Origin of the sequence: Stutzerimonas stutzeri RCH2, from assembly GCF_000327065.1 — a bacterium.
Lineage (GTDB): Bacteria > Pseudomonadota > Gammaproteobacteria > Pseudomonadales > Pseudomonadaceae > Stutzerimonas > Stutzerimonas stutzeri_AE.
Window position 1 is genome coordinate 127,422 of sequence record NC_019936.1, and the last position, 26,995, is coordinate 154,416.

At 63.4% G+C, this 26,995-nt stretch carries 27 protein-coding genes and 1 tRNA gene; 4 read left to right on the top strand and 24 right to left on the bottom strand.

Annotated elements, in window-relative coordinates; translation table 11 throughout:
• Positions 1–31 precede the first annotated feature (31 nt).
• The 24 genes from PSEST_RS00640 to PSEST_RS00755 form a co-directional block, all read right to left on the bottom strand.
• Complete coding sequence (locus PSEST_RS00640; RefSeq protein ID WP_015275154.1) at positions 32–394, bottom strand: hypothetical protein; 363 nt, start codon at positions 392–394, stop codon at positions 32–34.
• A complete protein-coding gene (locus PSEST_RS00645; RefSeq protein ID WP_015275155.1) occupies positions 381–1,016 on the bottom strand; it encodes a DUF2931 family protein in 636 nt (211 codons plus the stop codon). Before PSEST_RS00645 ends, PSEST_RS00640 begins: the two co-directional genes overlap by 14 nt.
• The gene (locus PSEST_RS00650) at positions 1,013–2,935 is read right to left on the bottom strand and encodes a PAAR domain-containing protein (protein WP_015275156.1); all 1,923 of its coding nucleotides are present in this window, start codon (positions 2,933–2,935) and stop codon (positions 1,013–1,015) included. The genes PSEST_RS00645 and PSEST_RS00650 overlap by 4 nt, the downstream gene beginning before the upstream one ends.
• An 11-nt stretch (positions 2,936–2,946) precedes the next feature.
• Positions 2,947–3,354: a type VI secretion system baseplate subunit TssE gene (tssE, locus tag PSEST_RS00655; RefSeq protein ID WP_015275157.1), complete on the bottom strand. Its 408-nt coding sequence runs from the start codon at positions 3,352–3,354 to the stop codon at positions 2,947–2,949.
• 4 nt (positions 3,355–3,358) lie between these two features.
• Positions 3,359–4,837, bottom strand: a complete 1,479-nt coding sequence (gene tssC / locus PSEST_RS00660) for a type VI secretion system contractile sheath large subunit (protein ID WP_008567242.1) — start codon at positions 4,835–4,837, stop codon at positions 3,359–3,361.
• Positions 4,838–4,863: 26 nt separating this feature from the next.
• Positions 4,864–5,370: a type VI secretion system contractile sheath small subunit gene (tssB, locus tag PSEST_RS00665; protein ID WP_008567243.1), complete on the bottom strand. Its 507-nt coding sequence runs from the start codon at positions 5,368–5,370 to the stop codon at positions 4,864–4,866.
• A 16-nt stretch (positions 5,371–5,386) separates the two neighbouring features.
• Positions 5,387–6,949, bottom strand: a complete 1,563-nt coding sequence (gene tssA / locus PSEST_RS00670) for a type VI secretion system protein TssA (protein ID WP_015275158.1) — start codon at positions 6,947–6,949, stop codon at positions 5,387–5,389.
• A 378-nt stretch (positions 6,950–7,327) separates the two neighbouring features.
• Positions 7,328–8,230, bottom strand: coding sequence for a D-hexose-6-phosphate mutarotase (locus tag PSEST_RS00675; protein WP_015275159.1), 903 nt, complete (start codon positions 8,228–8,230; stop codon positions 7,328–7,330).
• 109 nt (positions 8,231–8,339) lie between these two features.
• Positions 8,340–9,029 carry an ABC transporter permease gene (locus tag PSEST_RS00680; RefSeq protein WP_015275160.1) on the bottom strand — a complete coding sequence of 230 codons (690 nt, stop codon included), beginning with the start codon at positions 9,027–9,029 and terminating at the stop codon, positions 8,340–8,342.
• The gene (locus tag PSEST_RS00685) at positions 9,026–9,721 is read right to left on the bottom strand and encodes an ABC transporter permease (RefSeq protein ID WP_003281309.1); all 696 of its coding nucleotides are present in this window, start codon (positions 9,719–9,721) and stop codon (positions 9,026–9,028) included. Before PSEST_RS00685 ends, PSEST_RS00680 begins: the two co-directional genes overlap by 4 nt.
• Positions 9,722–9,785: 64 nt before the next feature.
• Positions 9,786–10,541, bottom strand: a complete 756-nt coding sequence (locus tag PSEST_RS00690) for an ABC transporter substrate-binding protein (RefSeq protein WP_015275161.1) — start codon at positions 10,539–10,541, stop codon at positions 9,786–9,788.
• 15 nt (positions 10,542–10,556) lie between these two features.
• A complete protein-coding gene (locus PSEST_RS00695; RefSeq protein WP_003281313.1) occupies positions 10,557–11,330 on the bottom strand; it encodes an ABC transporter ATP-binding protein in 774 nt (257 codons plus the stop codon).
• Between the two features lie 288 nt (positions 11,331–11,618).
• Complete coding sequence (locus PSEST_RS00700) at positions 11,619–13,676, bottom strand: BCCT family transporter (RefSeq protein WP_015275162.1); 2,058 nt, start codon at positions 13,674–13,676, stop codon at positions 11,619–11,621.
• 154 nt (positions 13,677–13,830) lie between these two features.
• The gene (locus PSEST_RS00705) at positions 13,831–14,598 is read right to left on the bottom strand and encodes a substrate-binding periplasmic protein (RefSeq protein ID WP_015275163.1); all 768 of its coding nucleotides are present in this window, start codon (positions 14,596–14,598) and stop codon (positions 13,831–13,833) included.
• A gap of 149 nt (positions 14,599–14,747) precedes the next feature.
• The gene (locus PSEST_RS00710) at positions 14,748–15,230 is read right to left on the bottom strand and encodes a thermonuclease family protein (protein ID WP_015275164.1); all 483 of its coding nucleotides are present in this window, start codon (positions 15,228–15,230) and stop codon (positions 14,748–14,750) included.
• Positions 15,231–15,453: 223 nt separating this feature from the next.
• Positions 15,454–15,529, bottom strand: a tRNA-Phe gene (locus PSEST_RS00715).
• 92 nt (positions 15,530–15,621) lie between these two features.
• The gene (locus PSEST_RS00720) at positions 15,622–15,894 is read right to left on the bottom strand and encodes an oxidative damage protection protein (protein WP_003280779.1); all 273 of its coding nucleotides are present in this window, start codon (positions 15,892–15,894) and stop codon (positions 15,622–15,624) included.
• Positions 15,891–16,958: an A/G-specific adenine glycosylase gene (gene mutY / locus PSEST_RS00725; RefSeq protein WP_015275165.1), complete on the bottom strand. Its 1,068-nt coding sequence runs from the start codon at positions 16,956–16,958 to the stop codon at positions 15,891–15,893. The genes PSEST_RS00720 and mutY overlap by 4 nt, the downstream gene beginning before the upstream one ends.
• Positions 16,955–19,180, bottom strand: a complete 2,226-nt coding sequence (locus tag PSEST_RS00730) for an AsmA family protein (RefSeq protein ID WP_015275166.1) — start codon at positions 19,178–19,180, stop codon at positions 16,955–16,957. Before PSEST_RS00730 ends, mutY begins: the two co-directional genes overlap by 4 nt.
• 191 nt (positions 19,181–19,371) lie before the next feature.
• Positions 19,372–19,770: an aspartate 1-decarboxylase autocleavage activator PanM gene (gene panM / locus PSEST_RS00735; protein WP_015275167.1), complete on the bottom strand. Its 399-nt coding sequence runs from the start codon at positions 19,768–19,770 to the stop codon at positions 19,372–19,374.
• An 88-nt stretch (positions 19,771–19,858) separates the two neighbouring features.
• Entirely contained in the window at positions 19,859–20,641 is a 783-nt protein-coding gene (locus PSEST_RS00740; protein ID WP_014818627.1) for an ABC transporter ATP-binding protein, read from the bottom strand.
• An 11-nt stretch (positions 20,642–20,652) separates the two neighbouring features.
• Positions 20,653–21,522 carry a nitrate ABC transporter permease gene (gene ntrB, locus PSEST_RS00745; RefSeq protein ID WP_015275168.1) on the bottom strand — a complete coding sequence of 290 codons (870 nt, stop codon included), beginning with the start codon at positions 21,520–21,522 and terminating at the stop codon, positions 20,653–20,655.
• A gap of 26 nt (positions 21,523–21,548) precedes the next feature.
• Positions 21,549–22,880 (bottom strand): CmpA/NrtA family ABC transporter substrate-binding protein, encoded by a 1,332-nt coding sequence (locus tag PSEST_RS00750; RefSeq protein WP_015275169.1) that lies wholly within the window; start codon positions 22,878–22,880, stop codon positions 21,549–21,551.
• A gap of 357 nt (positions 22,881–23,237) precedes the next feature.
• Complete coding sequence (locus tag PSEST_RS00755; RefSeq protein WP_015275170.1) at positions 23,238–24,548, bottom strand: nitrate regulatory protein; 1,311 nt, start codon at positions 24,546–24,548, stop codon at positions 23,238–23,240.
• A 129-nt stretch (positions 24,549–24,677) separates the two neighbouring features.
• On the opposite strand from PSEST_RS00755, the gene hisB reads away from it, so the two are divergent.
• Genes hisB through hisA form a run of 4 tightly spaced genes read left to right on the top strand, consistent with a single transcriptional unit; the run spans position 24,678 to position 26,950 of the window.
• Positions 24,678–25,271, top strand: a complete 594-nt coding sequence (gene hisB / locus PSEST_RS00760) for an imidazoleglycerol-phosphate dehydratase HisB (protein ID WP_015275171.1) — start codon at positions 24,678–24,680, stop codon at positions 25,269–25,271.
• Positions 25,271–25,909 carry an imidazole glycerol phosphate synthase subunit HisH gene (hisH, locus tag PSEST_RS00765; RefSeq protein ID WP_015275172.1) on the top strand — a complete coding sequence of 213 codons (639 nt, stop codon included), beginning with the start codon at positions 25,271–25,273 and terminating at the stop codon, positions 25,907–25,909. Before hisB ends, hisH begins: the two co-directional genes overlap by 1 nt.
• Positions 25,910–26,170, top strand: a complete 261-nt coding sequence (locus PSEST_RS00770) for a DUF2164 domain-containing protein (RefSeq protein WP_015275173.1) — start codon at positions 25,910–25,912, stop codon at positions 26,168–26,170.
• Positions 26,171–26,206: 36 nt separating this feature from the next.
• Positions 26,207–26,950 carry a 1-(5-phosphoribosyl)-5-[(5-phosphoribosylamino)methylideneamino]imidazole-4-carboxamide isomerase gene (gene hisA / locus PSEST_RS00775; protein WP_014818633.1) on the top strand — a complete coding sequence of 248 codons (744 nt, stop codon included), beginning with the start codon at positions 26,207–26,209 and terminating at the stop codon, positions 26,948–26,950.
• The last annotated feature ends 45 nt before the right edge of the window (positions 26,951–26,995 follow it).

A 26,995-nucleotide genomic window follows, 5' to 3' on the forward strand; every position in this document is an offset into this window, starting at 1 on the left:
GTTCCGTGTCCGGCGCTTGCGCGGATTGCGTCTAGCGTCGGCGGTAGCATCCCGTGGAGGTATCCATATCCACGAGCAGGCAGTTGCCGCTTGGCACGAGTCTCATCCCGTCAAAAAACGCCCTCAGACCGCGTTCGCTCAACTCGATCTGCCCGTCCACCATTGCCCAGCGTCCTCGACCCTGGATGTCGAGGCTGCCGTAGTAGAGCACCGCCTCGAACGTGCCCTGTTCATGGAGCAGCAGCTGCGAGCCCATTTCCACCACGCCGACCAGTTCGTAGCGCCCGGCCAGTTCGCGCGGTGGTGGAGAGGTGCTGGTGCAGGCGGTCAAAGTCAGCGCGAGGGCTACCAGCGCCAGGCGGGCGCAGCGTGAGGAGGTTTTACCACGAGCCATAGGGCACCCCGTGTTGCTCGATATAGGCCTTGGCTTTGTCGGAGAGCGGACGATGTTCTCCGTTGGATTTCCCGCCGTACGGCCCGACCTTGCTGATGGCCGCTTCGAAGCGACCTATTTCGATGGATTGCAGGCAGGGACCGCCTACCCAGGCCTTGGCGATGCCTCCAGGGGCCACGCCGATGGTTATAACCCTGCGATACATCCCTTCGACGACTCTTTTCTCGCCACGGCAGTAAGGAGCCTGAGGCTTGAGCATCTCCTCACGCACCCATTCGGGAACATTGATGCGCACGTTATAGGTCTGCGGTTCGACCAGTGATTGCCAGCGCACAAAGATGATCTCCGGTAGGTCGATGCCACGTAGGCCCTTCCCGGCGGTTCCCGCCGGATGCGATGGCCATCCGGCTACGACGCTTGCATAGGATGGCACGCCGCCACCGACTCTTTCGTAAGCCAGTCCACGGCGGTCGATTACATCCACGCTCTCTACCCAGACTTCCATATAGTCGGGCGCGATAACGCCCGCATACCAAGTGTCGAAAGGCAGCCTGGGTTGGGCCTGGCTGCTCGCGCAGCCACTGAGCAGGACGAGTACGCAAGCGAGAAAGAGATTCTTCATTCGGGGTAGCCTTGCTGTGGCTGGTTGTTGTAGATCAGACGGACGTTGGGTGCAGGCTTGCTGATAAGCAGACCGCCAGAGGGCTTCCAGTTCGCTGACAGGTGGATGTAGTTTCTCCGAAGCAAGCGTTCTTCATTTTTATCCAGGTCGTAACGGCCTCCTTTGGAAAAAGCCATCAGCTTATCGGCAATTTTCTGAAGCTCCTTGGGCAGTGCGATTGCTCTTTCCCTTTCATCGATGAAGTCGAAAGGAACGTCTTGCTGCACTGCTAGTTCCCGCATCACACGCAAATACACCAGCGCCAACTCGCCGCGTATCTGACGGTCAATAGTTACCAGGCCTAATACCCAGTCCTCCGGTGGATGGTTGACGCCGCGGGGGTTGAGTTTGCGGATGCGGCGAACCTCTTTTTTAAGCTGATCTTCCGGTAGCCCGAGAGCCATCCACTTCTCGTATTGACGGCTGGTTTCACGCCAGGCGTGCGTGCTTTCAATAGGCGTACCAGCGGGCACCGTGGAGCTGACAGGACGACTCAAGATCAGCTTTTCCCGGGCAATCGGAAGATAGCCACCACCGATATCCGAGTGCGCGCCGGGAAGCGCTATCTCCTGGTGATGCGGAGCCACGCTATTGAGCGCGAAGTTCCAGCGCATCTCATCTCGAGCCGTGAGCTGGATTACCTTGCGTGCGCAACCCGGAGGCAGGTACAGGTTGATGCCTCGATTGAGATGGTCCGCAGGGCTGAAGTCCCACCCCATTGGGTCGACCACTGCTGCCACCGTATCGAACAGACCGATAAAGTTGATGCAGGCCTGGCCGCTCCATTCGAAGTCTTCTGACAGACCGAACTGGCCTGGCCGCAGGAGCTCAGCCAGCACCCCACCGTTGGCTTTGAGTACCTCATTGGCGAAGTGGCGGGCTGCTGCTGCACCGCGGCTAAATCCGAAAATATCGAACTCCAGCGCGTCGATCTGCACGTTGGGATTGCTTTCCGCAAATAGGCCCAGCTGTACGCGGATCGTGTTCGGGCTCTGGATCACCCGAGCCCCCACACCGGTATCGCCCATGCCTGTAGCCTGCCCGTATATCGAGTCCGCAGCACCGCTGCTGGTGCCGATGCCTTCGAGATAGGCCTTGATGCTGGCGCTACGCTCGTCCTTCGCCAAGCTCCGGGTCGCATCGTCCTGGTACAGGTCGAACAACTGCGCTACGTTGCTCGGCGCGTTGCCGTAGCTGTTGTCGGGCGTCTGGGTGAAGAAACCGTTGCCTTCGCTGCCGCCGAAGCCATGAGCCCGGCAGTAGTCGACGACTTCGCCAAGGGTGCGCTCGTCCAGCAATGTCAGGTCGTCGCGGCGGCACTTTTCGGTCACGGCAGCATTGGCCAGGTTGTTGCCGGTGCCGTCGAAGAACACGCCGATTCGCAGGGTGATGCCCTGGCGCGCCTGTTGCTGCGGCTGCTCGACCAGTTCCTCTTCCTCGTCTTCTTCTTCCAGGCCCAAAGGCGCTAGGTCCCCCGGCTCTTCCTGCCAGGCGCGGGCTAGCGGTGTGGCCGGAAGAAGGGACTTGACCGCGCTGGTTGCCGCAGCAATTGCAGCGGTCGCAATGCCAAGCGCTTCGGGTGCGAGGAAAGGCGCCGGGCTGTGACCGCTGCCGATGATCACCGTCCCCGAGCCTGCGGTGACGACATTGCCGTGGTTCCCCACACTGCCCACCACCGCCGCTGGTTTGCCATCAATCAGCACGTTGGGAATCACCGCGCTGGCCATCGCACCGCCGCAGGCGGAGGCGTCGCCTTGGCGCGCGGCCGGCAGGCCGTCGAACAGCACGTCGGGTGAGCCGACGGCAATGGGGTTGGTGCCATGGCCTGTCTTCGGACAGGCTGTGGGGTCGCCCAGGCGGGCTGCGGGTTTGCCGGACATCCGTTGTCTCCTTACTGGACCTTGACCTGTCCGCTGCCATCCAGGCTGGCGGAAAAGCTGACCTGGCGCTTGAGGCCATCGACCTCCAGCAGGCCTTCAATGGTGAAGGCGAGGCTCAGTGGGTCGTGGGTTCGCGGCAGTGACAGCACCCGCACCCGGGTCAGCCTGGGTTCGTACGCTTCGATGAAGCGTTCGATGGCGATACGCGCCTGCTGCAGCGAGTCGTGCAGCGACAGGCGCATATCGTTGAGATCGGGCAACCCGTAGTCGGGCAGCGTCTGCACGCTGCCCGCCCGGGTGCTGAGCATCTTGGCCAGATGGGCAGCCACCGAGGCCATTGCCGCGACTTCGCGGCTCCAGCCGGAACGCCGCGCGGCGTCGCCGCCGAGGCGTTCGAAAAGGCTGCCGTATCCGTTCAAGTGCTTATTCCTTGTCCAGCTTGCCGACCAGCGACAGGGTGAAATCCGCGCCCATGTACTTGAAGTGCGGACGCACGCTGAGGCTGACGCGGTACCAGCCCGGTTCGCCCTCGACGTCGCTGACGTTGACCTGGGCGGCGCGCAGCGGACGACGGCTACGTACTTCGGAGCTCGGGTTCTCCTGGTCGGCGACGAACTGGCGGATCCACTTGTTCAGTTCCAGTTCGAGGTCGGTGCGCTCCTTCCAGGCGCCGATCTGCTCGCGCTGCAGCACCTTCAGGTAGTGCGCCAGGCGGTTGACGATGAACAGGTAGGGCAGCTGGGTGCCGAGCTTGTAGTTCAGCTCGGCGGTCTTGCCTTCCTCGCTGTTGCCGAAGAACTTCGGCTTCTGCGCCGAGTTGGCGGAGAAGAACGCGGCGTTGTCGCTGCCCTTGCGCATGGTCAGGGCGATGAAGCCTTCCTCGGCCAGCTCGTACTCGCGGCGATCGGAAACCAGCACCTCGGTCGGGATCTTGGTCTCGATCTCGCCCATGCTCTCGAAGTGGTGCAGCGGCAGGTCTTCCACTGCGCCGCCGCTCTGCGGGCCGATGATGTTCGGGCACCAGCGGAACTTGGCGAAGCTGTCGGTCAGGCGGCTGGCGAAGGTGTAGGCGGTGTTGCCCCACAGGTAGTGCTCGTGGCTGCCGGCGACGTTTTCCTTGTAGACGAAGCTCTTCACCGGGTTGTCTTCCGGATCGTAGGGGTTGCGCAGCAGGAAGCGCGGCACGGTCAGGCCGACGTAGCGGGCATCCTCCTGCTCGCGGAAGCTCTGCCACTTGGTGAACTGCGGGCCCTCGAAGTGATCCTTGAGGTCCTTCAGGTCCGGCAGGCCGGTGAAGCTTTCCAGGCCGAAGAATTTCGGACCGGCCGCGGCAATGAATGGCGCGTGGGACATGCTGGCGACGCTGGCGACGTACTGCATGGTCTTGACGTCGGGCGCGCTGGGGTCGAAGAAATAGTTGGCGATCAGTGCGCCGACCGGCTGGCCACCGAACTGGCCGTACTCGGCGGTGTAGATGTGCTTGTACAGGCCGGACTGAACGATCTCCGGGCTGTCCTCGAAGTCATCCAGCAGGTCCTGCTTGGAGGCGTTGAGCAGCTCGAGCTTGATGTTCTCGCGGAAGTTGGTGCGATCGACCAGCAGCTTGAGGCCGCGCCAGGAGGATTCCAGCGCCTGGAACTGCGGGTGATGAAGGATCTCGTCCATCTGCTGGCTGAGCTTGGCGTCGATCTCCGCGATCATGCGGTCGACCATGGCCTTCTTCACCGGCTCGTTTTCGTTCTGCGGCTTGAGCAGTTCTTCGATAAAGGCCGAGACGCCGCGCTTGGCGATGTCGTAGGCCTCGTCGTCCGGGGTCAGGCGGGTTTCGGCGATGATGCGGTCGAGGATGCCGCCTTCGGCGAGGTGGTTGCCGTGCTCGACGGCGGCTGCGCTAGTGGTCATGTAGATGTGCTTCCTTGTCGGTGATATCAGGCGTCCAGCTTCTCTTTGGCCGCCAGGCCCAGTTCGCCGAGTACGCGGTCACGCGAATCGTCGTCGGCGAGTACGCTTTCGATGGCCTTGCGGAAGGCCGGAGCATTGCCCAGCGGGCCCTTGAGTGCGACCAGGGCGTCGCGCAGTTCCATCAGTTTCTTCAGCTCCGGAACCTGCTCGACCAGATTGGCCGGGTTGAAGTCCTTCATCGAATTGATGCGCAGCTGCACGGCCAGTTCGTCGTCGGTCTGCTCGTCCTGCAGACGGTTCGGCACGCCGAAGGTCAGGTTCAGCTCCTGCTTGGCCAGGACCTCGTCGAAGCTGTTCTTGTCGATGGCGATGGGCTTGCGGTCCTCGATCTTGCGGTCGTCGGCGCGCTGGGTGAAGTCGCCCAGCACCATCAGCTTGAGGGGCAGCTCGACCTCTTCCTGAGCGTTGCCGGTGGCCGGCTTGAACGTGACGTTGATGCGTTCCTTGGGTGCAACCGAGCCTTCTTTGGCCATGGTGTTCTCCTTTGCGTTAATCCAGCACCACTTCGAGATCGAGGTGGCACAGCCTGCGGTAAATCTCATCCTTGCTTTCACGCACGGCGTGGTTCTGCGGCAGCAGCTCGCAACAGCTGTGCAGCAGGCGCAGTACCTCGAGGGCGAGATCGGGTTCCCAGCTGCCCAGGCCGCTGGCCTCAAGCTGCTGGTCGAGTGCTTCGAGCTGGGTTTTGGCCAGCTCGTATTTCTTCGCCTGGTAGCAAAGGCGGGCGAGGCTCAGCTGCCAGAAGAAGCGCTCGCGGCCGCCACGGGCGCGAGCCAGGCCCTGCTTGAGCTGCTGCACGGCAGGTTTGAGCCCCTCCTTGCGCAACAGCGGCAGCGCTTCCTGCAATGCCAGCTCCCAGCTCGGCTGCACGCTGCCAGCAGCAGGCGGCTCTTCCTGTCTTGTGGTGGCGGCACGCTGCACATGGGGCATGACCTGGCCGCTGATCCAGGCGCGGGTTTCGGCATCGGCGAACGGGATGCCGTCGTGAAAGCGCAGCTCCTCCAGGCGCGGCAGCCGCTGCAGGAACAGCGCGAGCTGAATCTCCACTTCGCGCATGGCCTGTTCGGCCGCCAGCTCCTGCAGGCACTCCCAGGCCAGGCGCTGGCCGTCCAGCCAGAACGGGGCACGCGCGGTGCTGTTCTCCAGATCCACCAGCAGGTCCGCGTACAGACCCTGGGCGAAGCGTTCGCGGTAGTTGGCCAGCTTGTCGGCAGGTATCCCACGCAGGGCGGTGACCTGCTCGCCGTTGTGCTCCGGCAGGCTGTCGATACTCAGCCAGAGCAGGGTGCGTGAGAGGCGCAGCGGGCGCAGATCGCTGGTGCGCTGCTTGAGCCACCAGGCCGTCAGCGGGCGCGCCTGTTCCTGCAGGTTGCGCACCGCCTTGAGCGCTTCCTTGTCATTTTCGATCGGTGAGCCGGGGGCGAAGACCTGGCTGGCGACCTGCTTCACCTGGGCGATAGCCGCGCCGACCGTCCCGGGCTGGGCCTGCCCCTGACTGGCGCGCTTGACCATGCCGTCGAGTTGGCGGCACAGCGGCAGCAGCAGCGGTGCGTCTTCGCCCAGATGGCCGGACAGGCATTGTTCCAGTGCGTGCAGCTGCTCGGCGAGGCCACGGAACAGCGGTAGCTGTTCGCCGACAGGGACGTCTTCGGAAAAGGTCTGCTCCAGGCGCGGCAGCAACCAGTTGATCGCGGCGGCACGGGTGCGTGGCTTGCGCGGATGCAGCTCGGCCCAGTGATTGCTGCACAGGTACTGCAGAACGCTTAGACCGGCCTGCAAACCGGCGAAGGATTCACGCTGGAACAGGCTCCAGGTCAGCCAGGCGGCGGCGCGCAGGTCCTTGGACAGCGAGGTGAGCAGCATCTCGCTGCCTTCGCGGACCTTCTGCCAGTCGATACCGGTGGTCTGGTGCAGCGCCCCGGCCTTTGCCAGCTCGGTTTCCAGCAGTTCGAACTCGCTGCTGTAGCGAATATCGTCGCCAGCGAAATTGCTGTCATTGACCGGTTTTCTGGCAAGTTCCAGATAATGCTTGCTGAGTGCGCTGGCGTGCATTGGTCTTCCGTGACGCTCAAGTTCGATCCGTGAACTTTTGAAACAGCCGTAAATAATAAGAGCGGCATGTTTCGAGAAAGGAGTGCGCAACTTCTTGCGCACCTTCCCTGCGCAATAAATTGCACAGGGCCTTATGGGGTGGGCATCCTAGACGGGGGGTATGCCTCATTCAAGGCGAGAAGTGTGATCTCTGTTGCAGTGAGAAATATTAGCCGGCTATCGACGGAACTAATTCAAAAGTGCAGGGAAAGTTGCCTCTGCGATCTATTTAAGCGTGTGCGAAATAAGCCAGTTTCATGTAAGTCATCACTTACATACAACTATCTACTCGATCACAGAAAGATGATTGGTAGTGTTATAGCCGATAGCGGCGGCTGGTCAGTGCGCGGGGTCTGCGGTGATGGATACGCCTAACAGGTGCTGCTGGCCTGGCTGCAATACCACCACGTCGTCCAGCACGTTGGCCGTCTCGATGCAGGCCATGCGCTGCCAGGCGTCGTCGGCGTAGCTGGACAGGCGCTTGGCCTTGTCGATCCACGGGTTCCACAGTACGGCGGAGCGCGAGCCGCGAGTGGTCAGCCGGATGCTGCGTTTCCATGCCGGGTCGATGAGCTGCAGGGTTGTCGGAAGCTGCAAGTAGATGCGGTCGGTTTCGCCGTTGAACGCCAGGTCACCGTTCTGCTGCTGGCGCTGCTGCCAATCCAGCAGCGTATCGATGTAGGGGCAGCCGGCCAGGCCTTCGACGCGCACCTGATGGATGTCGCTGACAGCGAAGTAGCTGTGCAGGGCCTGGCTGATACTGATCGCCTCCACGCCGACGTTGCGGCTGCTGAGGCTGAGCTCAAGCTCATCGGCCAGACGGATCTGCAGCGTCAGTTCGACCCGATGCGGCAAGCCCGGCAGCTCGCCGAGCGCCTGCGGGCAGTGGAACTCGAGAATCGCCGTATCGCCTTCGCTGCGCTGCTCCCGCAATTGCCAGGGCAGGGCGCGTACCAGGCCGTGGAAGGGTGCGGGTTGCTCGCCGCTGTAATTCGCCTGCACCGCTTGCGGGTTGCGCGCCAGGTCGCCGAACCATGGCCAGCACACTGGCACACCGCCGCGTACCGATTGGCCCTGTTCGAAGGCGGCCTCCTCGCTGAGCCAGATGATCGGCGGCGCATCGCCCTGGCGATAGCTGAGGATCTGCGCGCCCTGTTCGGCGATCAGCAGTTCGTCCTCACCGCGACGTACTCGCCAGCAGACAAGCTGGTTCATTTCGATGCGTTGGATATCGACAGGCATGGGGAATCTCGTAAGGGTTCGGATTTGCGTCTGACCGCAGAGTGAAGGCGGGATTCAGCCGGAGCGGTCAAAGGGTCACTGCCTCCTTGCGCAGGAGGCAGTGCGGGAGTCAGCGTCCCTGGCAGGCGTCGACTCGCAGCCAGCGCTCAAGCAGCTTGAAGCCTTGCATGAGGATAAAGGCGATCAGCAGGTAGATCAGGCCGGCGGTGAGGAACATTTCCTCGTGCAGGTAGGTGCGTGCAGCGATCTTGCGCGCCATGCCGGTCAGTTCCAGCAAGGTGATGGTGCTGGCCAGCGCGCTGGCCTTGAGCATCAGGATCACTTCGTTGCTGTAGGCCGGCAGGCCGATGCGCGTGGCACGCGGCAGGATGATGTGCAGCAGTGCCTGGCTGCGCGACATGCCCAGCGCGCGGGCGGCTTCGATTTCGCCGTGAGGCACGTTCTGGATCGCGCCGCGGATGATCTCGGCGATATAGGCTGCGGTGTGCAGCGTCATGGTGATGATCGCGCACCAGTACGGGTCACGCAGGTATGGCCAGAGCGCGCTCTGGCGCACCACGTCGAACTGCGCCATGCCGTAGTAGACCAGGAACAGCTGGACCAGCAGCGGCGTGCCGCGGAAGAAGAAGATGTAGCCGTAAGGCAATGCACGCACCGCCAGGTGCCGGGACGAACGGGCTATGCCCAGTGGCACGGCGACGATCAGGCCGGCGATGACCGATACGCCGACCAGTTGCAGAGTCAGCCAGGCGCCGTCGATAAAGCTAGGCAGCCACTTGATGAAGATTTCCCAGGTCATGCTGCGCTCCGCACGAAGCCGCGGCCGGCACGTTTTTCAAGGAAGTGCATACCGACCATGGCGACGATGGTCAGGCACAGGTAGATGAAGGCCGCCACCAGGAAGAAGGTGAAGGGCTCCTTGCTGGCGGTCACGGCAATCTGCGAGCGGCGCATGATCTCTTCCAGGCCGATGACAGATACCAATGCCGTGTCCTTCATCAGGATCATGAACAGGTTGCCGAGGCCCGGCAGGGCCAGGCGCCACATCTGCGGCAGGATCAGGCGGGTGAAGATGCGCCGTTTGCCCAGGCCCAGCGCCAGGCCGGCTTCACGGTGGCCCTTGGGAATGGCCAGCAGTGCACCGCGGAACACCTCGGTGGCGTAGGCGCCGAAGCACAGACCCAGGGCGATGGTACCGGCGGCGAACGGGCTGAGCGCGAGGTTCTCGATGCCGAACAGCTCACCGATGCCGCGAATCATGCTGATGGTGCCGAAATAGATCAGCAGCACCCAGAGCAGTTCGGGTACACCGCGCACGATGGTCGAATAGGTACCGCCCAGCCAGCGCAGCGCGCTGTAGGGCGAGGTCTTGGCGAGTGCGCCGAGCAGACCGAGCACCAGCCCCAGCGCCAGGGAGGCGAGGGCCAGTTGGATGGTCATCCAGGTGCCGGCGATCAGGGCCGGACCGAATCCGTGAAGGTCAGGAATCATAGGAACTCAAACACCGAAGCCCGATCGGCCAGCAGGCTGGCGATCGGGCTTCGGTTCGGTTGGATCAGTAAATGCTGAACGGGAAGTACTTGTCGTTGATCTGCTTGTAGGTGCCGTCGGCGATGATTTCCGCTAGCGCCTTGTTCAGCCGTTCGCGCAGTTCATCGTTGCCCTTGCGTACGGCGATGGCGATCTTGTCGTCATCGAATACCGGCTCGCCCTTGAACTCGAAGTTCTTGCCGGCGTCGCTCTTGAGCCATTCCCACTGCACGAAGGTGTCGGCGAGGATGCCGTCGACGCGACCGGACGCCAGGTCCAGATAGGCGTTTTCCTGGGTGTCGTAGAGCTTGATGTCGACGACGCGGTCCAGGTTGTCTTCCAGCCAGGTGCCGGCGATGGTTGCGCGCTGCGCACCGATCACCTTGCCTTTCAGATAGCCTTCGTCAGTCTGGAACTCGACGTTCTTCGGCGCCACGAACTGCAGCTTGTTGGTGTAGTAATGGTCGGTGAAGTCGACGGCGTTCTTGCGTTCCTCGGTAACCGACATGGAAGCGGCGAGAAAGTCGAACTTGCCGGCGTTCAGCGCAGGGATGATGCCATCCCAGTCGGAAGTGACCACTTCGCACTCGACCTTCATCTTGGCGCACAGGGCGTGGGAGATATCCAGGTCGAAGCCGACCACCTTGCCGCTGGCGTCGATCAGGTTGAAGGGTGGGTAGGCGCCTTCGGTACCAATCCGTAGTTTTTCCGCCGCGAATGCCTGAGTGCCGATGATCAGCGAGGCAGCAGCGGTCAGCAGGATCTTCTTATAGCTCTTCATGCGGTGTTGCTCCATTTAGCGATGGCTGGACATGAATTGTTTACAGCGCGCCGATTGAGGATTGTCAAATACCTGCTCGGGCGTTCCCTGTTCCTCGACCAGACCCTGGTGGAGGAACACCACTTCGCTGGATACCTGCTTGGCGAAATTCATTTCGTGGGTGACGAGCAGCATAGTCCGGCCTTCCTCGGCGAGCGACCGGATCACTGCAAGCACTTCTTGTACCATTTCCGGGTCCAGCGCCGAGGTGGGCTCGTCGAACAGGATCACCTTGGGCTGCATCGCCAGCGTGCGGGCGATCGCCGCGCGCTGCTGCTGGCCACCGGAAAGCTGATTGGGGTAAACGTGGCGCTTGTCGGCGATGCCGACCTTGGCCAGCAGGGCTTCGGCCACCTCGGTGGCTTCGGCCTTGCTCTGGCCTAGCACGCGGCGCGGTGCCTCGATGATGTTGTCGAGGATGGTCATGTGCGGCCAGAGGTTGAAGTTCTGGAACACGAAGCCCAGCTCGCTGCGAATCCGGTTGAGCTGCTTGCCGTCGGCGGCGACCAGGTCACCCTGCTTGTCGCGCTTGAGCTTGAGCTGCTCACCAGCCACCAGAATCTCGCCCTCGTGGGGGTTTTCCAGAAGGTTGATACAGCGCAGGAAAGTGGATTTTCCGGAGCCTGAAGAGCCGAGGATGGAAATCACATCGCCGTCACGGGCGGTCAGCGAGATGCCTTTGAGAACTTCCAGATCGCCGTAGCGCTTGTGCAGGTTGCGGATTTCCAGTGCAGGGATGGCCTCGGCCATGAGGGGTCCTCTTACAGACCGGCGAAGGCCGCCATGGTCTAGATATCTGATGGTGCGCTCCGCGCGAACTGCTCGCCGTCCTGGCGAGGCGCAAACCTAGCATGCGATGCGGCATGCGCCAAGCGCGATGCGGCGTTGAGCGGTATGACCGATCGGTCACGTTTCCCTGGCCAACAATGCGATTCCATCTGTATAGATGAAATCGACGCTGCACGCGCAGGCGCATTCCGGTGCGTGGCGCAAATGGCAGGATCGGCCCGTTCCGTGCGGGCGGAAGCTGAAACGGTCTCAGCTCGCTTCCGGCTTCGGCGCGTCCTGTTCGTCGGAAAGCATTTCGTCGTGCTCGGCCATCTTCCACGGCAAGCTCCCCGGCGAGATGTGCAGGAAGTGCAGATACTTCTCGAACTGATCGAGTATGTCGCTAATGATGTCCGCCTGGTCGTATCCGTAGACGTCGTAATGCTGACCGCCGCGGCGCAGGAACACTTCGGCGCGGTAGTACTGCTCGTCGGTCTCCGGATCCTCGGTCAGCGCGAACGCTGGCATCGCGTAGCCGACCGCGCGGATCTCGTAGATGAAGTCCACCTGGTCGTCCTTGATGACCTCCAGGTAGAGCCGCGAATGGGCTTCATCGGTGTGCACTTCGGCAGCCCATTCCTGGCCGCTGAGTTCGCGCTGCACGCGGCGCATGGCTTTCAGTACCGTGGTGTTCATGAAGCCGTCGACCTCTTCCCGGCTGGGGAAGCTGACCATCCCAGCCAGGCGCTTCTTCCACAGCCCGGGTCCGGCGTTGCTCGCCAGCCGACTGCCCTGCATGTGGCTTTGCAGACTGGTTTCGTGGTGGCCTTCGATGACCAGTGCGCGCCACATGCCCAGCGCGGCGATCATCATGATGATCGCGAAGGGCAGCGCGCTGGCGATGGTCATGGTCTGCAGCGCGCTGAGGCCGCCGGCGAGGAGCAGTGTGGATGCCACGATGCCCTCGATGCTGGCCCAGAACACTCGTTGCCATACTGGCGTGTGCAGCGCGCCGCCTGCGGCCAGCGAGTCGATCACCAGAGAGCCGGAGTCCGACGAGGTGACGAAAAAGGTGATGATCAGCACCACCGCGAGGAACGAGGCGATGGACGTCAACGGCAGCAGTTCGAACAGTTTGAACAGCGCGATGGCGTTGTCCGCCTGCACATCCGAGATCAGCGAGGTATAGCCCTCGACCATGATCATGTGCAGTGCGGTGTCGCCGAACACCGAGAACCAGAGGAAGGTGAAGATGGTCGGCACGAACATCACGCCAAACACGAACTGGCGAATGGTCCGGCCACGGCTGATCTTGGCGATGAACAGGCCGACGAAGGGCGACCAGGCGATGGTCCAGCCGAAGATGAACAGCGTCCAGTTGCCGATCCAGTCGCTGCGGCTGTAAGCCTGCAGGTTGAAGGTGCGCTCGATGATGTTGTTCAGGTAGCTGCCGGTGTTCTGCAGGAAGGTTTCGAGAATGAAGATGCTCGGCCCGACCAGAAACACGAAGAGCATCAGGCCGATCGCCAGGACCATGTTCAACAGCGAAAGGTTCTTCACACCCTTGTCCAGGCCGGCGACCACCGAGCAGATCGCCAGGCCGGTGATGATCGCGATGGCGATGATCTGCACGTTGATGCTGATCGGTATCGACGGCCAGAGGTAGTTGATGCCCGCGTTGATCTGGGTAACCGACAGGCCCAGCGTGGTGGCAATACCGAACAGCGTGCCGAGAATGGCGAAGATGTCCACCACATGGCCAATCGGCCCGTGGATACGTTCGCCGATGATCGGGTACAGCGCCGAGCGCATCGACAGCGGCAGACCGTGGCGGAACGAGAAGTAAGCCAGCACCAGACCGGTAAGGCCATAGATGGCCCAGATATGAAAGCCCCAGTGGAAGAAGGCAATCTGCATCGCCTGCTTGGCCGCGTCGACGGTTTCTCCAGCTCCCGCGGGTGGCGAGGCGTAGTGCAGCACGGGTTCGGCCACGCCGAAGAACAGCAGGGCGATGCCGTAGCCGGCGGAAAAGAGCATGGCGAACCAGGCCGGGAAGCTGTATTGCGGCTCGGCGTGATCCGGGCCCAGCTTGATGCTGCCCCAGGGAGTCATGGCGATGCCGACGATGAACACCAGGAAAAAGGCCACCGAGAGCATGTAGAACCAACCGAAGTTGGTGGTGATGAAAGCCAGCGTCGAGCTGAACACTTCACCGGCCAGTTCCGGATTGCTGATGGTTCCGATCACCAGCAGCAGTGTGACGATCACTGCTGGAATGAACACGGGGAACAGAATGATGGCCTTGGGCAATTTCCTAGCGGCGTCCATGGGCGGTCAGCCTCCGTTTGCGCGGGTGATGAGCGGGATGTACGCGGCGAAACCTCCGGATTGCCCGAACGCTGCCTTCTGGGTAGACGGCCAGAGGCACGGAATGATTCAGAGAAAAGATGCGATGGGAAGTCGATCGGGCCAGCCGTAGCCGCTAGAAGGCGGGTTGCAGCCCGTATCGGCGCAGGATACGGGAGACCGTGCCGTCGGCGATCAGCGACTCCAGAGCCTGGTTGAAGCGCTTGAACTCAGCTTCGCTCACCGCTGCACGAGAAAGCCCGATGGCATAGGACACCGCTTGCAGTTCGCCTGCCTCGTGGATATCCGCCAGCCGCTCCTGCTCGATCAGGTGCCAGGCCACGTCCTGGTTGACCACCGCCACGCCCTGCTCGCCGAAGCGCCCAGCCTGCAGCATGCGCATCAGCCGGCGGTTGTCCGATTCAAGAATGAGCTCCACATCGGCCACTTTCGTCAGATGCTGGCCCAGCACGAACGAGGTACCGGACGGCCCGTAGACCGCCACGGTACGCCCGGCCAGATCCTCCGGGCGATGGAACACGAAGCGACTGGCCGAGCGCGCATAGACGCCATAGCGCGAGGTGACCAACATGCGGGTTAGGTGGAAGGCGCGTTCGCGTTCCGGTGAGCGGATCACAGTGAAGATGCCGTCCACCTCGCCGCCCTCGGCCAGCGCCAGTGCGCGGCGCCAGGGCAGCAGCTGGATCGGACAGTCGATTCGCAGCTGGGCGCATACCGCGCCAATGACGTCGACGAATGGGCCGGCAGGCGTATCAATTGGAGCAGTCGTCGCTGCGAAGGTGAACGGCGGGAAATCCTCGGTCACGAATCGCACTTGTTCGGCGTGGCTGTAGCCGACAGGCAGGGCGAGCGCCAGCAACATCGCAGTCCAGCGTACAGGCATGGTGATAGCTCCAGAGCGCGGCGACAGCTGCGGTCGCTTGTCCGTCATTGTTCCAGGCTAGCGCTTCGCTGGCGGCAACGCGACCCGGGCGTGGCAAACGCCTATGCGGTGCGGCTGAAATTGACGCCTTGAGCAGCGTCGAGACGTGGCTAACGAGCGGCGCTGCGCGTTTGCTTGCGCCACTCCCATGGTGGCTGCTGTTCCGATTTGTGCAGGGACCAGATGCCACGCTTGAACTCCCTTGCGACAGCCTCGAGATCGAGCAGGGTACGGTCATTCAGCTGGCCGCGGTATGCCCACGCCGTGCCGGTCCTGACCATGTCGGAATTGACGTCGACATCTCCGGCTCTGACGCGCGCCAGGGTTCGCCCCTGCTCGTCGCGGCCTTTGATCGTGAGAAAGACGTCCTTGCCGAATACATGGCTCGAAAGCGTCTGCCGGGCCTGGCTGCCGTACGGCTGTTTGAGATCGGGCGCGTCGATCTCCGCCATCCGCACCCTGAGCCTTTGGCCTTCGGCGGTGCGACAGCTGAAGGCGTTGCCATCGGCGATACCGATCACGCGACAGGTAATTACCTCGGCGCTGACGGGCATGGTTGTGATGAGCAAGGCGGCGAACAGATAGCGCTGCATGATGGCGTCCGTGCGGTTCAAAGGCAGGCGAGGGTAACAGCGCGCTTTTCCGTCGGACCGGAGCCAGGTCTCAGATGGCTCGCCTTGCTTCAACGAACGGGCAGGCGGTCACGTAGAGCGTTGCGGCGCCAGAGGAGAACAAATCGCAGGCAACAAAAAGCCCGCACTCGGCGGGCTTCTTGTGGGTTTTCAGGTAATGCTGACACCACCTGAAAACGAAAGGTGGTGCCCAGGGACGGAATCGAACCGCCGACACGGGGATTTTCAATCCCCTGCTCTACCGACTGAGCTACCTGGGCAACGGGGCGCTATTAGACGGATTTGGCTTTTGCCTGTCAAGCGCGCGCCGGAAAAATATTTAATCCGGACGGGCGCTTAGCGCAGCCGAAGGTCATTCACTCGGCGGTACGTAGCCTTCGGCCTTGGCGTAATCCTCGCCGGAGAAGAACTTGTCCATTTCGCCCTGGAGGAACTTGCGGTCCTCGGCGTTCATCATGTTCAGCCGGCGCTCGTTGATCAGCATGGTCTGGTGCTTCTGCCAGTCGTCCCAGGCCTGCTTGGAGATGTTGTTGTAGATGTCTTCGCCTTTCTGGCCGGGGAAAGGCGGGCGCTCAAGGCCGGGGAGTTCTTCGTTGTACTTGCGGCAATTCACGGTGCGGGTCATGGGTTTTCTCCTGCATGCAATTCAGCGGCGGCGCGCTTGAGCAGTGTCTTTACCGGCGCGGCAAGGCCGAGGCGCGGCGGGGTGGCGAGGTTATACCAGAGCCAGTCGGCCTCGGCCACGGCGTCAGGCGCGGACTTGACCCTGATCAGCCAGGGCTCGATAGCCAATTGGAAATGGCTGAAGGTGTGGGTCAGTCCGGGCAGCTCGCGGCGCTCTTCCAGCTGCAGCGCATGCCGTTCGGCCAGCGGATCGAGGGCGGCGAGGTCGTCCAGTTCCGGCAGGCTCCAGAGTCCGCCCCACAGGCCAGTGGATGGGCGCCGGTAGAGCAGGATGGCGCCGTCGCGATTGGCCAGCAGCGGCATCAGCGTGCGCTTCTGCGGCAGCGCCTTGCGTGGTTTGGGCACTGGAAAGTCGGTTTCGCGCCCGAGCAGATGGGCGCGGCAGCCGTCCTTGAGCGGGCAGAGCAGGCAGCTTGGGCGGCTGCGCGTGCACAGCGTGGCGCCGAGATCCATCATCGCCTGGGTGTAATGGTTGACGCGCTGCTGCGGGGTGAAGCGCTCGGCCACCTCCCACAGCTGGCGGGCCACTTTCGGCTCGCCGGGATAGCCTTGCTGGGCGACGTAGCGGGCCAGCACGCGCTTGACATTGCCGTCGAGGATCGGTGCCCTCAGGCCCAGGCTGATGCTGGCAATGGCGCCGGCCGTGGAGCGGCCAATTCCAGGCAGTTCGGCGAGTTTGTCGACGTCGGCCGGAAACACGCCGCCATGTTCGACGACGATCAGCTTGGCGGTCTTGTGCAGATTGCGTGCGCGGCTGTAGTAGCCGAGGCCGGTCCAAAGGTGCAGGACTTCATCTTCCTCGGCGGCGGCGAGCGCCTCGACGCTGGGCAGCGCGTCCATGAAACGGTCGAAATAGCCGAGCACGGTGCTGACCTGGGTCTGCTGCAGCATGATCTCCGACACCCACACCCGGTACGGCGTGATGCCCTGCTGCCAGGGCAGATCCTTGCGGCCGTGACTGTCGAACCAGTCGAGGACCGCTGTGCCGAACTGCTCCGGACTCATCGCTTGAACAGGCCCTTGAGCGCGTCCTTGAGTTCCGGGCTGACCTTGTCGCCGAGCTTCTCTTCGATCTTCTCGTTGAGTTTTTCCCCAGCCAGCCGCGCCGCGACCTTGCCTAGCGCGTCGTTGTCGAAGCGGCAGGCCTTGGCGCCCAGCTCCAGCGGGCCGCGGCAGCGCAGCGGCCATTCGATGCCGACGTAGCGCTCGTTGACCTGGCAGGCCGGGTCCGGCATGGCGCCCTTGTCGCCTTCGATGAGGATGCCGACGCGGTAGTCCATGCCCAGCACGCGCAGGTCGACATCGCCCTTGCCGTTGACGGTCAGGCCGGGAATGCTGGCCTTGAGGTCGGGGTTGCTGGCCACGCCGTTGCGTAGCGTCAGGTTGCCCTTGAGTTCGCGGAACGGCGTGTCCTTGCTGCGTGGGTCGCTGGCGAGTGGCTTGCGATTGAGCGTGGCGATGGCGCGGCACAGCTGCTGCTCGAGGTTGGCATCGACCAGCACACCGTTGTCGATGATGAAGCCGACCTTGCCGTTGAGGTTGTCGATCCAGGCCTTCTCGCTGTTGCCCTGGGTGCGCAGGTCGGCATCCAGGTTGAGCAGCCCCTTGACCACCACGTCCTCGCCCTGGCTTTCCAGCAGGCGCTCGACCGGCACGCCATTGAAGCGGTTCTGCACGGTCAGCAATGGCAGTGCCGGGCGTACGTCGAGACTGGCCGAGCCATCCAGGCGACCGCCATACAGGCCGGCGCGCATTTCCTGCAGGGTCAGCAAGCCGTTGCGGGTGCGTGCCTTGAGATTGAAGCCGTCCAGCGGGATTTTCATCGCGGTCAGGCTGCCGATGGCCAGGTTGACCTCGGTATCGAGCTTGCGCAGTTGCTCTAGCGGCAACACGGTCGCATCGCTCCAGGCCTGCTGGGTTGGCGCGTTGGGCAGTGGTGTGGTGCCGCTGCCGATTGCGCTGGCCTGGGTGCTCTTGACCTCGCTCTTGCGCGCTGCCTCGGCCGCCTGCTCCTTGCTCGGCGGCGGCAGGTAGCGATCCAGATTGAAGCGGTCGCCCTTGAGGTCGACGCGCAGCGCCTGGCGGGCGAAGTCGCTGACGGCGAGGCGGCCGGTGAAGGTGCTGTCGTCGAGTTTCAGGGTCAGCTCTTCCAGCGCGATGCTGTTCGGCGTGCCGCTCAGGCGGCTGACCAGTTCGGCTTTGCTCAGCGTTGCGCCATCGGCCATTGCCGGCAGTTTCTGGCCGGTGCCCTGGAGGAATTCGCGCAGGTTGAACTGCGCGACGGTCAGCGCGCCACTGATCTTCGCTTCCTTGTCCAGATCACGCGCCTTCAGTTCGCCCAGGCCGCGCAACTGGTTGGCGGTGAACTTGAGGCTGTTCCATTCGGCAATCTGCGCGGCAAGGTCGACCAGCAGCTGGCCCTGGGCGCTGAAGGTCAGCGTCTGGCCTTGCAGCGGTTCGCCGGAAGCCTCGCCGGACAGGCGCATGTCTTCGAACTGATAGCGTTTGAGCTGGTTGTCGAAGCGCAGCGCGCCCTGCAGTTCGGTACGTGCACGCATGACCGGTTGATTGCTGCCAAAGAAGGCGTTGAGCTTGACCGGGATCGAGCTGCCTTCGCGAATGGCGCCGGTCGTCAGCTCGATGCTTTCGGCGCTGTATTGCTGGCCGGTCTTGGCGTCGTGGTAGGTGACCCGCGCGTCGCTGACGGTCAGGCTGTCGATATCCAGCGTCAGCGGCTTGTTGCGCGAAGCTGGCGCTTGGTCGGCCTGTTCTGGGCTTGGCTCGCTGGCCTTCGGGGTTTGCGCGGGCTGCTCTGGTTGTTTGGCCGGCTGGCCGACGCCCTCCCAATTGCCGCGACCCTTTTCATCACGGTTCAGCGTCAGGTTGAGGCCGTTCACCTTGATATCGCTCATCTGCACTTCGCGGCTGAGCAGCGGCATTACTCGCACCGACAGGCCGAGCATGCGCAGGTCGGCGAAAGGCTGCTCCGGTGTCTGGGCGCTGGCCAGGGTGGTCTCGTGCAGCTCCAGACCGAGCCAGGGGAACAGGCTCCAGCCGATGTCGCCCTTGATGTCCAGTTCGAGGCCGGCTTTGCTGCGCGCCAGATCGCGGATCTCGTCCTTGTAGTCGTTGGGATCGAACAGGTGAGTCAGGGCGAAGCCTGCCGCCACCAGGATCAGCAACAGCCCGAGAAAGACCAGACCCAGGATTTTGCCGAGCGATTTCATGGACGAGTCCTTGTAGAAGAGCGATCTGAAAGGTGCCGAGTATAGCCCCGTGCCTGCGCTTGTCGGGAACGCGGTCGGCGTTGGAGTGGCATCAGGGGTGCGGGTTCCGCAGCTGGCCGCCGTACAGGGCAGCTGCGCCCTGTGGCAGTGAATCAGGCCGAGCGCGACGGTTGTGGTGCAGTCATGGGCAGTTAGAGCGAATCCAGCGGCAAATGGGTGCGCGCCGCCAGGGCGCTGGCTTCCAGATGCCCTGCAGGCGCGGCCAGGCGCAGTGGCTTGCCGGCTTCGCTGGCCTGACGCTGGGTTTCTTCCAGCAGGCGGCGGCCGACGCCGCGTTTGCGGGTGACTTTGCGTATGCACAGATGCGACAGGCGCCAGGCATCGTCGCCGCGCCGCAGCAGGGCGGCGCCGAGTAGGCGGTCATTGAAGCGACCGGCGATCAGGCTGCCATCGGCCAGAGCGGCCTCGATCAGCGCTTCAGCATTAGCGTAGGGCTCCAGCAACCACGCCGGTGCATCGGCGTAGATCTTCGCCAGATCGGTTAAATCCTGCGGGCTGGGCTGGGTGACGGATTCGACGTAGACGGGCATGGCGACCTTGCGACGGCTGAGCAGAAGTGCCGGCAAGGATACGCCGAACCGCCGCCAGCGCACGAGACGCCGGCGGTGGACGCGCCCGTCAATGCAGGCGGTGGCGCTCGTGGAGAAAGCTCAGCACTGCACGGCGGTAGTGGTTGTACTCCGGGTCGTCGGCCAGGGCGATGCGGTCGCGTGGGCGCGGCAGTTTCACCTCGAGGATTTCGCCGATGGTCGCCGAGGGGCCGTTGGTCATCATCACGATGCGGTCGGAGAGCAGCACGGCCTCGTCGACGTCGTGGGTGATCATCATCATGGTGTTGCCCAGGTCTTTCTGGATCTTCATCACCTCATCCTGCAGGTGCGCGCGGGTCAGTGCATCGAGGGCGCCGAACGGCTCGTCGAGCAGCAGCACCTTCGGTTTCATAGCCAGTGCACGGGCAATGCCGACGCGCTGCTTCATGCCGCCGGAAATTTCCTGCGGATACTTGTTCAGCGCATGCCCCATGTTCACCAGCGCCAGGTTGTGCTCGATCCACTCGCGCCGTTCGCGCTTGTTCATGCTGCGCTTGAACAGCTTGTTCACTGCGACTTCGACGTTCTCGTAGACGGTCAGCCAGGGCAGCAGCGAGTGGTTCTGGAACACCATGCTGCGGTCCGGGCCAGGGCCGCGGACTTCCTTGCCGTCGAGGATCACGCCGCCGAGGCTGGGGTCGAGCAGCCCGGCGACGATGTTCAGCACCGTCGACTTGCCGCAGCCGGAGTGGCCGATGATGGAGATGAACTCGCCCTTGGCGATGTTCAGGTTGATGTCCTTGAGCACCTGCGAGGCGAGGTTGCCGCGCACGAAACTCTTGTCCAGGTGTTCGATGGAGAGATAGCTCATGGCGTTGCTCCTCAGTTGGCCGGAATGCCGCGGGTGATGCGCTGGCCGACGAAGGCCACCAGGCGATCGAGCACGAAGCCGACCACGCCGATGTAGACGAGCGCGAGGATGATGTCGCTGATGCGCGAGGCGTTCCACGCATCCCAGATGAAGAACCCGATGCCGACGCCGCCGATGAGCATCTCCGCGGCGATGATCGCCAGCCACGACAGGCCGACGCCGATGCGTAGGCCGGTGAAGATGTACGGCGCGGCGGCCGGCAGCATGATGGTCTTGAAGTACTCGAAACCGTTGAGCTGCAGCACCTGAGCGACGTTGCGGTAGTCTTGCGGGATGTTGCGGATGCCCACTGCGGTATTGATGATGATCGGCCAGATCGCGGTGATGAAGATGACGAACAGCGCCGAGGGATGGCTGTCCTGGAAACCCGCCAGCGACAGCGGCAGCCAGGCCAGTGGCGGCACGGTGCGCAGCACCTGGAAGATCGGATCGAGGCCGCGCATGGCCCAGTCCGACTGGCCAATCAGCACGCCGAGGCCGACCCCAGCGACCACCGCCAGCAGATAACCCACCGCCACCCGCTGCAGGCTCGCCAGCAGTTGCCAGGCCAGGCCCACGTCATTGCCGCCATTGTCGTAGAACGGATCGATGATCAGCTCCCAGGTTTCCGCGACCACCTGCGAGGGCGGCGGCAGCGCGGCGTCCGCGCCGGAGCAGAGCATCTCCCAGATCACCCCGAGCACCAGCAGGATCACCAGCGGTGGCACCAGCTGCTGCACAGCGTAGCGGCCGCTGCGCCGAGCCAGTGCGGCGAGGCGGGAAGGGCGGACGATGGACACCGGCTCGGCGCTGGCGGGCTGCAGTTTGACGTTGGCATTCATGGGCTTTTCCTCGCGGGTTGCGGTTATCAGGCCATGGCCTTGATGGTCAGGCTGTCCAGGTAGGCTTGCGGGTTCTCGGGGTCGAAGACCTTGCCGTCGAAGAACTTCTCCACGCCGCGGGAGGTGGAGGTCGGTATCAGCTCAGCGGGCAAGTTCAGCTCGCCGGCGGCGGCACGCCAGATGTCTTCGCGGTTGACCTTGGCGATCAACGCCTGGCTGTCGAAGTCCGTTGGCAGGTAGCCCCAGCGCTTGTTCTCGGTGAGGAACCAGAGGTCGTGGCTCTGGAACGGATAGGACGCGTGGTCGTCCCAGTAGCGCATCTGCTCGGGATGGTTCTCGATGACTTTGCCGGTGCCGTAGGCGAAGTTGCCCTTCATGCGGTCGACGATGTCCTTGTAGGGCGCGCCGATCCACTTGCGCTGCGAGCAGATCTTCGCCACTTCCTCCTTGTTCTCGGCCTTCTCGCAGAACTGCTGGGCTTCCATGATCGCCATGGTCAGCGCCTTGGCCGCGTTGGGGTTGGTCGCCACGTAGTCGCTGCGCAGGGCAAAGGCCTTTTCCGGGTGGTTGTGCCACAGCTCGCCGGTGGTGTTGGCGGTGTAGCCGATCTTCTGGTTGATCAGCTGCGCGTTCCAAGGCTCGCAGACGCAGAAGGTGTCCATGCTGCCGACCTTCATGTTGGCGACCATCTGCGCTGGCGGCACGACGATGGTGTTGATGTCGGCATTCGGGTCGATGCCACCGGCCGCCAGCCAGTAGCGCATCCACAGGTCATGGGTGCCGCCGGGAAAGGTCATTGCTGCGCTGACTTTCTTGCCGCTGGCCTTCTTCGCTTCCAGTGCGGCTTTGAACGGTGTGCTGTCGAGGCCGATCTTCAGGTCGCGATATTCCTCGCCGACCGAAATGCACTGGCCGGCCAGGTTCAGCCGCGCGAGGATCGACATGGCCACCGGCTGGTTGTTCGGCGTGACGATGCCGGCACTGATCAGGTAGGGCATCGGCGTGAGGATGTGCGCGCCATCGATGCCGTTCTTCGCCGAACCGAGCACCAGGTTGTCGCGGGTGGTGCCCCAGGACGACTGCTTGAGTACTTCGACTTCGGTCATTCCGTACTTGGCGAAAAGGCCCTTCTCGGCGGCGACGAACAACGGTGCGGCGTCGGTCAGGGCGATAAAGCCGAGCTTGGCCTTGCTGGTTTCCACGTCACCGCCCGCCGCCCAGGCGGCCGAACGCATTCCCAGGGACATGCCGCCGAACAGGGCGACGCCGCTGGCGGCGATGATCGATTGCTTGAGAAAGCTGCGGCGCGAGGCCAGCGTTACGCTGCTGGGCTGGTCGTTGTTCGGCTTGTCGGTCATGGTCGGGTTTTCCTTTGGGCGAAAAAAAACGGCGCCACACCGCCCGGCTGGAGCCGGAGAGCGTGGACACCGTTGTCCTGATGAGGAGTTGTGAAAGCCGAAGGATCCGGCCTTGCCTGAGCTTTGCGAAAGCTGTGCCAGAACTGCTCCGGCGGCGCGGAGCGGGTGCTGCCGCGGCATGGAATCACCGGGTGGTCTCCATCGAATCAAGCACTTGCGGCGCAGCGCAGACCGAGCGCGCCCAGCTCGGTGATTGGCTTGATCAAGATGAATTGCGCTTGGCGATCCTGCGGGGCTGGCGGCGCATGCACATCCGCGGGGCAGGCATGCTGGTCCGATGGTGCGGCGTGCCTGTTTTCAGTGCCTGGAGCGCTGGCCCAGGGTGCGGGCTGGGGCGTGATCGGCGGGCTGTGCCAGTGCCAGTAGGCGCTGGGCGACCTCCTCCAGCCGCAGGCCCTGATTCATTGCCGCCTGACGCAGCCAGCTGTAAGCCTCGCCTTCGGAGAAGCCCTGCTGGCGCATCAGCTGCTGCTTGGCCCGCTCGACCTGTTTGCGCTCGTCCAGCGCCTGACGCGCCTCGCGCAATTCTTCATTGAGGCCCTGCAGGCGTACGCTCTGGGTGAGCAGCAGCTCAAGGGTCGAGCGCGCCACCATCGCGGTCATGCCGTCCGGCGGTGGCGCGTCAAGGTCGCTAGCCTGCACACTGAACAGCTTGGCCTGCTCGGCGGCGGCATGCATGTCGGCGATGCCGTCTAGCAGCTTGCGATGGCTCTGCAGGTCCTTGCGGATACGCTCGATGCTGTACCGGCACTGTTGCAACAGGTCCTGCTCCAGGCGCGTCTCGACCTGCTTCATTGCGTCGATGCGGTGCGTGTGCAGCTCGAACCAGAGCTCGCACAGCTGCGGTTCGACCGCCGCGCCGGGGCTGGTGCGGCGGGCGATGTCACGCAGGCGGCAGGCGTTGATGTTTGTCTCGCTGGCGCACAGTGCTTGCCATAGCGCCTGCGCTGCCGGGCTGGCGAAGCGGCTGAAGGTGGCGAAGCAGCGCTCCTGGCCTTCGAGCAGGTGCTCCAGACGCTCCAGCATGTCCGCGCGGAAATAGCCGCTGGCGAAGCCGACCACACCGAGCGCGCGCTCCTGGCCGGCCAGTTCCTTGCCCTGCATGAAATTGAACAGCGCCACCAGGCAGCGGGTGATGTCCGGATCGGCGGCGGTGTCGGCCGCCTCGAACACCACTGCCAGCAGCCCGCCGATCAGCCGCACCAGTGTCGCCGTGGCGTCCTGCATGCTGATGGCGTGCTCGCGGATGCGCCGGCGCAGCGCCGGCAGCTCGTCGAGGCTGTGCAGGGCATAGGCGATGCGGGTGAACAGGCGGGTCTTCTCGGCGCTGCTGACGGCGTCCAGATCGATGCGATCCAGATCCAGGCGGACGTCGCGCTCCAGCGCCTCGGCTTCCAGGCTGAGCACGTCCAACTGCTGGCGCTGATGGGCGGCGTTGCCGCTGAGGTAGATGTTCGAGTAGCCGCGCTCCTTCTGCAGCGCGTGCACCAGCTGGCTGATACGGGTGACCAGTTCGCAGGTGCGCGCCAGGTCCTCCAGGCCGAGCAGTTCGCTGCGCCGGGACGCCAGCATGAAGCGCAGGGTCGCAGGCATTTTCCGTCCGTGCATGGGCGGCACCTCCGCGGGTTGACGCGCAGGTTCCTGCAAGATGCAGTCCAGCGTGCCCTGCGCATATCCGCACTGCGGCGTTTGCGCCTATAATGTGCCCCTTTTCGCCCACGATCAGCGGAGCTGTTGATGTCCGAACGTACGGCTTACGTAGAGCGCAACACCCTGGAAACCCAGGTCAAGGTCACCATCAATCTGGATGGCACCGGCAAGGCGCGCTTCGCCATCGGCGTGCCCTTCCTGGAGCACATGCTCGACCAGATCGCCCGTCACGGGCTGATCGACCTGGATATCGAGTGCAACGGCGACCTGCACATCGACGACCACCACACCGTCGAGGACGTCGGCATCACCCTCGGCCAGGCCTTTATCAAGGCCATCGGCGACAAGAAGGGCATGACCCGCTACGGGCATTCCTACGTGCCGCTCGACGAGGCGCTGTCGCGCGTGGTGATCGACTTCTCCGGGCGCCCGGGGCTGACCATGAACGTGCCCTACACCCGCGCGGTGGTCGGCAAGTTCGACGTCGACCTGTTCCAGGAATTCTTCCAGGGCTTCGTCAATCACGCCCTGGTGACCCTGCATATCGACAACCTGCGCGGCATCAACACCCACCACCAGATCGAAACCGTGTTCAAGGCCTTCGGCCGCGCGCTGCGCATGGCTGTCGAACTCGATCCGCGCATGGCGGGGCAGATGCCTTCCACCAAAGGGTGCCTGTAATGCAGACCGTTGCCGTCATCGACTACGGCATGGGCAACCTGCATTCGGTGGCCAAGGCGCTGGAGCACGTCGGCGCTGGCCGCGTGCTGATCACCAGCGATGCGCAGGTCATCCGTGAGGCCGACCGCGTGGTGTTTCCCGGCGTCGGCGCGATTCGCGACTGCATGGCCGAGATCCGCCGGCTGGGCTTCGACGAACTGGTTCGTGAAGTCAGCCAGGATCGCCCCTTTCTCGGCATCTGCGTCGGCATGCAGGCGCTGATGGAGCGCAGCGAGGAGAACGAAGGTGTCGATTGCATCGGTCTGTTCCCCGGCCAGGTGCGCTTCTTCGGCAAGGACCTGCACGAGGACGGCGAGCACCTGAAGGTGCCGCACATGGGCTGGAACGAGGTCAAGCAGGTGGTCGACCACCCGCTCTGGCACGCGATTCCGGACAACGGGCGCTTCTATTTCGTGCACAGCTACTACATCGAGGCCGGCAATCCGCGTCAGGTGGTCGGTCGCGGCCACTACGGCAACGACTTCGCCGCCGCGCTGGCCGACGGTTCGCGCTTCGCCGTGCAGTTCCACCCGGAGAAGAGCCACACCCACGGCCTGCAGCTGCTGCAGAACTTCGCCGCCTGGGATGGTCGCTGGTAAATGAGCCGGGCCAAGCTCAAGCCGCCGGTCCTGACGCTGGATGCCGCTCAGGAGCAGGCGGCGCAACAGGTCATCAAGCGCTTTCTGCGAGACCGCTTCGAACTCGAGCTGGGCTCGTTCGAGGCGCAGGAAGTGCTCGATCTGTTCGCCCGGGAAATCGCGCCGCTGTATTACAACAAGGCGATCTTCGACGTGCAGAGCCACCTGAAGGAACGGTTCGAGAGCATCGAAAGCGACTTGTGGGCGCTCGAGAAGAGCTGACCCTTAACCGACACTTGATTTGAACAGGTTCAAGCCATGCTGATTATCCCCGCTATCGATCTCAAGGACGGCGCCTGCGTGCGTCTGCGTCAGGGTCTGATGGACGATGCCACGGTGTTTTCCGATGACCCGGTGGCCATGGCCGCCAAGTGGGTCGAGGCCGGCTGCCGCCGCCTGCATCTGGTCGACCTCAACGGCGCCTTCGAAGGCCAGCCGGTCAACGGCGAGGTGGTCACCGCCATCGCCAAGCGCTACCCGGACCTGCCGATCCAGATCGGTGGCGGCATCCGCACCCTGGAAACCATCGAGCACTACGTGCGCGCCGGCGTCAGCTACGTGATCATCGGCACCAAGGCGGTCAAAGAGCCGGGGTTCGTCACCGAGGCCTGCCGCGCTTTCCCGGGCAAGGTCATCGTTGGCCTTGATGCGAAGGACGGCTTTGTCGCCACCGATGGCTGGGCGGAAGTCTCCAGCGTGCAGGCGGTCGATCTGGCGCGCCGCTTCGAGGCCGATGGTGTCTCGGCGATCGTCTACACCGACATCGCCAAGGACGGCATGATGCAAGGCTGCAACGTCGAGGCCACCGTGGCGCTGGCTAACGCCAGCCGCATCCCGGTGATCGCTTCCGGGGGCATCCACAACATCGGCGACATCCAGAAGCTGCTCGATACCAACACGCCCGGGATCGTCGGCGCCATCACCGGGCGGGCGATCTACGAAGGCACGCTCGACGTGGCCGAGGCGCAGGCGCTCTGCGACCTGAAGTACAAGGACGAGTGATTCGCTGATCTGCGGTGGATCGGTGAAGCGTGATCCACCCTACAC

What these genes read in the sequence shown, in the direction of transcription:
- ntrB (WP_015275168.1), bottom strand. Translation starts at nt 21,522, where the DNA reads ATGAATGCCAACGTCAAACTGCAGCCCGCCAGCGCCGAGCCGGTGTCC.
- PSEST_RS00690 (WP_015275161.1), bottom strand. Translation starts at nt 10,541, where the DNA reads ATGAAGAGCTATAAGAAGATCCTGCTGACCGCTGCTGCCTCGCTGATC.
- PSEST_RS00650 (WP_015275156.1), bottom strand. Translation starts at nt 2,935, where the DNA reads ATGTCCGGCAAACCCGCAGCCCGCCTGGGCGACCCCACAGCCTGTCCG.
- mutY (WP_015275165.1), bottom strand. Translation starts at nt 16,958, where the DNA reads ATGAGTCCGGAGCAGTTCGGCACAGCGGTCCTCGACTGGTTCGACAGT.
- PSEST_RS00640 (WP_015275154.1), bottom strand. Translation starts at nt 394, where the DNA reads ATGGCTCGTGGTAAAACCTCCTCACGCTGCGCCCGCCTGGCGCTGGTA.
- PSEST_RS00770 (WP_015275173.1), top strand. Translation starts at nt 25,910, where the DNA reads ATGAGCCGGGCCAAGCTCAAGCCGCCGGTCCTGACGCTGGATGCCGCT.
- hisA (WP_014818633.1), top strand. Translation starts at nt 26,207, where the DNA reads ATGCTGATTATCCCCGCTATCGATCTCAAGGACGGCGCCTGCGTGCGT.
- PSEST_RS00740 (WP_014818627.1), bottom strand. Translation starts at nt 20,641, where the DNA reads ATGAGCTATCTCTCCATCGAACACCTGGACAAGAGTTTCGTGCGCGGC.
- tssC (WP_008567242.1), bottom strand. Translation starts at nt 4,837, where the DNA reads ATGACCACTAGCGCAGCCGCCGTCGAGCACGGCAACCACCTCGCCGAA.
- PSEST_RS00730 (WP_015275166.1), bottom strand. Translation starts at nt 19,180, where the DNA reads ATGAAATCGCTCGGCAAAATCCTGGGTCTGGTCTTTCTCGGGCTGTTG.
- tssB (WP_008567243.1), bottom strand. Translation starts at nt 5,370, where the DNA reads ATGGCCAAAGAAGGCTCGGTTGCACCCAAGGAACGCATCAACGTCACG.
- PSEST_RS00675 (WP_015275159.1), bottom strand. Translation starts at nt 8,230, where the DNA reads ATGCCTGTCGATATCCAACGCATCGAAATGAACCAGCTTGTCTGCTGG.
- PSEST_RS00645 (WP_015275155.1), bottom strand. Translation starts at nt 1,016, where the DNA reads ATGAAGAATCTCTTTCTCGCTTGCGTACTCGTCCTGCTCAGTGGCTGC.
- PSEST_RS00710 (WP_015275164.1), bottom strand. Translation starts at nt 15,230, where the DNA reads ATGCAGCGCTATCTGTTCGCCGCCTTGCTCATCACAACCATGCCCGTC.
- PSEST_RS00705 (WP_015275163.1), bottom strand. Translation starts at nt 14,598, where the DNA reads ATGCCTGTACGCTGGACTGCGATGTTGCTGGCGCTCGCCCTGCCTGTC.
- PSEST_RS00755 (WP_015275170.1), bottom strand. Translation starts at nt 24,548, where the DNA reads ATGCACGGACGGAAAATGCCTGCGACCCTGCGCTTCATGCTGGCGTCC.
- PSEST_RS00700 (WP_015275162.1), bottom strand. Translation starts at nt 13,676, where the DNA reads ATGGACGCCGCTAGGAAATTGCCCAAGGCCATCATTCTGTTCCCCGTG.
- PSEST_RS00685 (WP_003281309.1), bottom strand. Translation starts at nt 9,721, where the DNA reads ATGATTCCTGACCTTCACGGATTCGGTCCGGCCCTGATCGCCGGCACC.
- PSEST_RS00695 (WP_003281313.1), bottom strand. Translation starts at nt 11,330, where the DNA reads ATGGCCGAGGCCATCCCTGCACTGGAAATCCGCAACCTGCACAAGCGC.
- hisB (WP_015275171.1), top strand. Translation starts at nt 24,678, where the DNA reads ATGTCCGAACGTACGGCTTACGTAGAGCGCAACACCCTGGAAACCCAG.
- hisH (WP_015275172.1), top strand. Translation starts at nt 25,271, where the DNA reads ATGCAGACCGTTGCCGTCATCGACTACGGCATGGGCAACCTGCATTCG.
- PSEST_RS00750 (WP_015275169.1), bottom strand. Translation starts at nt 22,880, where the DNA reads ATGACCGACAAGCCGAACAACGACCAGCCCAGCAGCGTAACGCTGGCC.
- PSEST_RS00720 (WP_003280779.1), bottom strand. Translation starts at nt 15,894, where the DNA reads ATGACCCGCACCGTGAATTGCCGCAAGTACAACGAAGAACTCCCCGGC.
- tssA (WP_015275158.1), bottom strand. Translation starts at nt 6,949, where the DNA reads ATGCACGCCAGCGCACTCAGCAAGCATTATCTGGAACTTGCCAGAAAA.
- panM (WP_015275167.1), bottom strand. Translation starts at nt 19,770, where the DNA reads ATGCCCGTCTACGTCGAATCCGTCACCCAGCCCAGCCCGCAGGATTTA.
- PSEST_RS00680 (WP_015275160.1), bottom strand. Translation starts at nt 9,029, where the DNA reads ATGACCTGGGAAATCTTCATCAAGTGGCTGCCTAGCTTTATCGACGGC.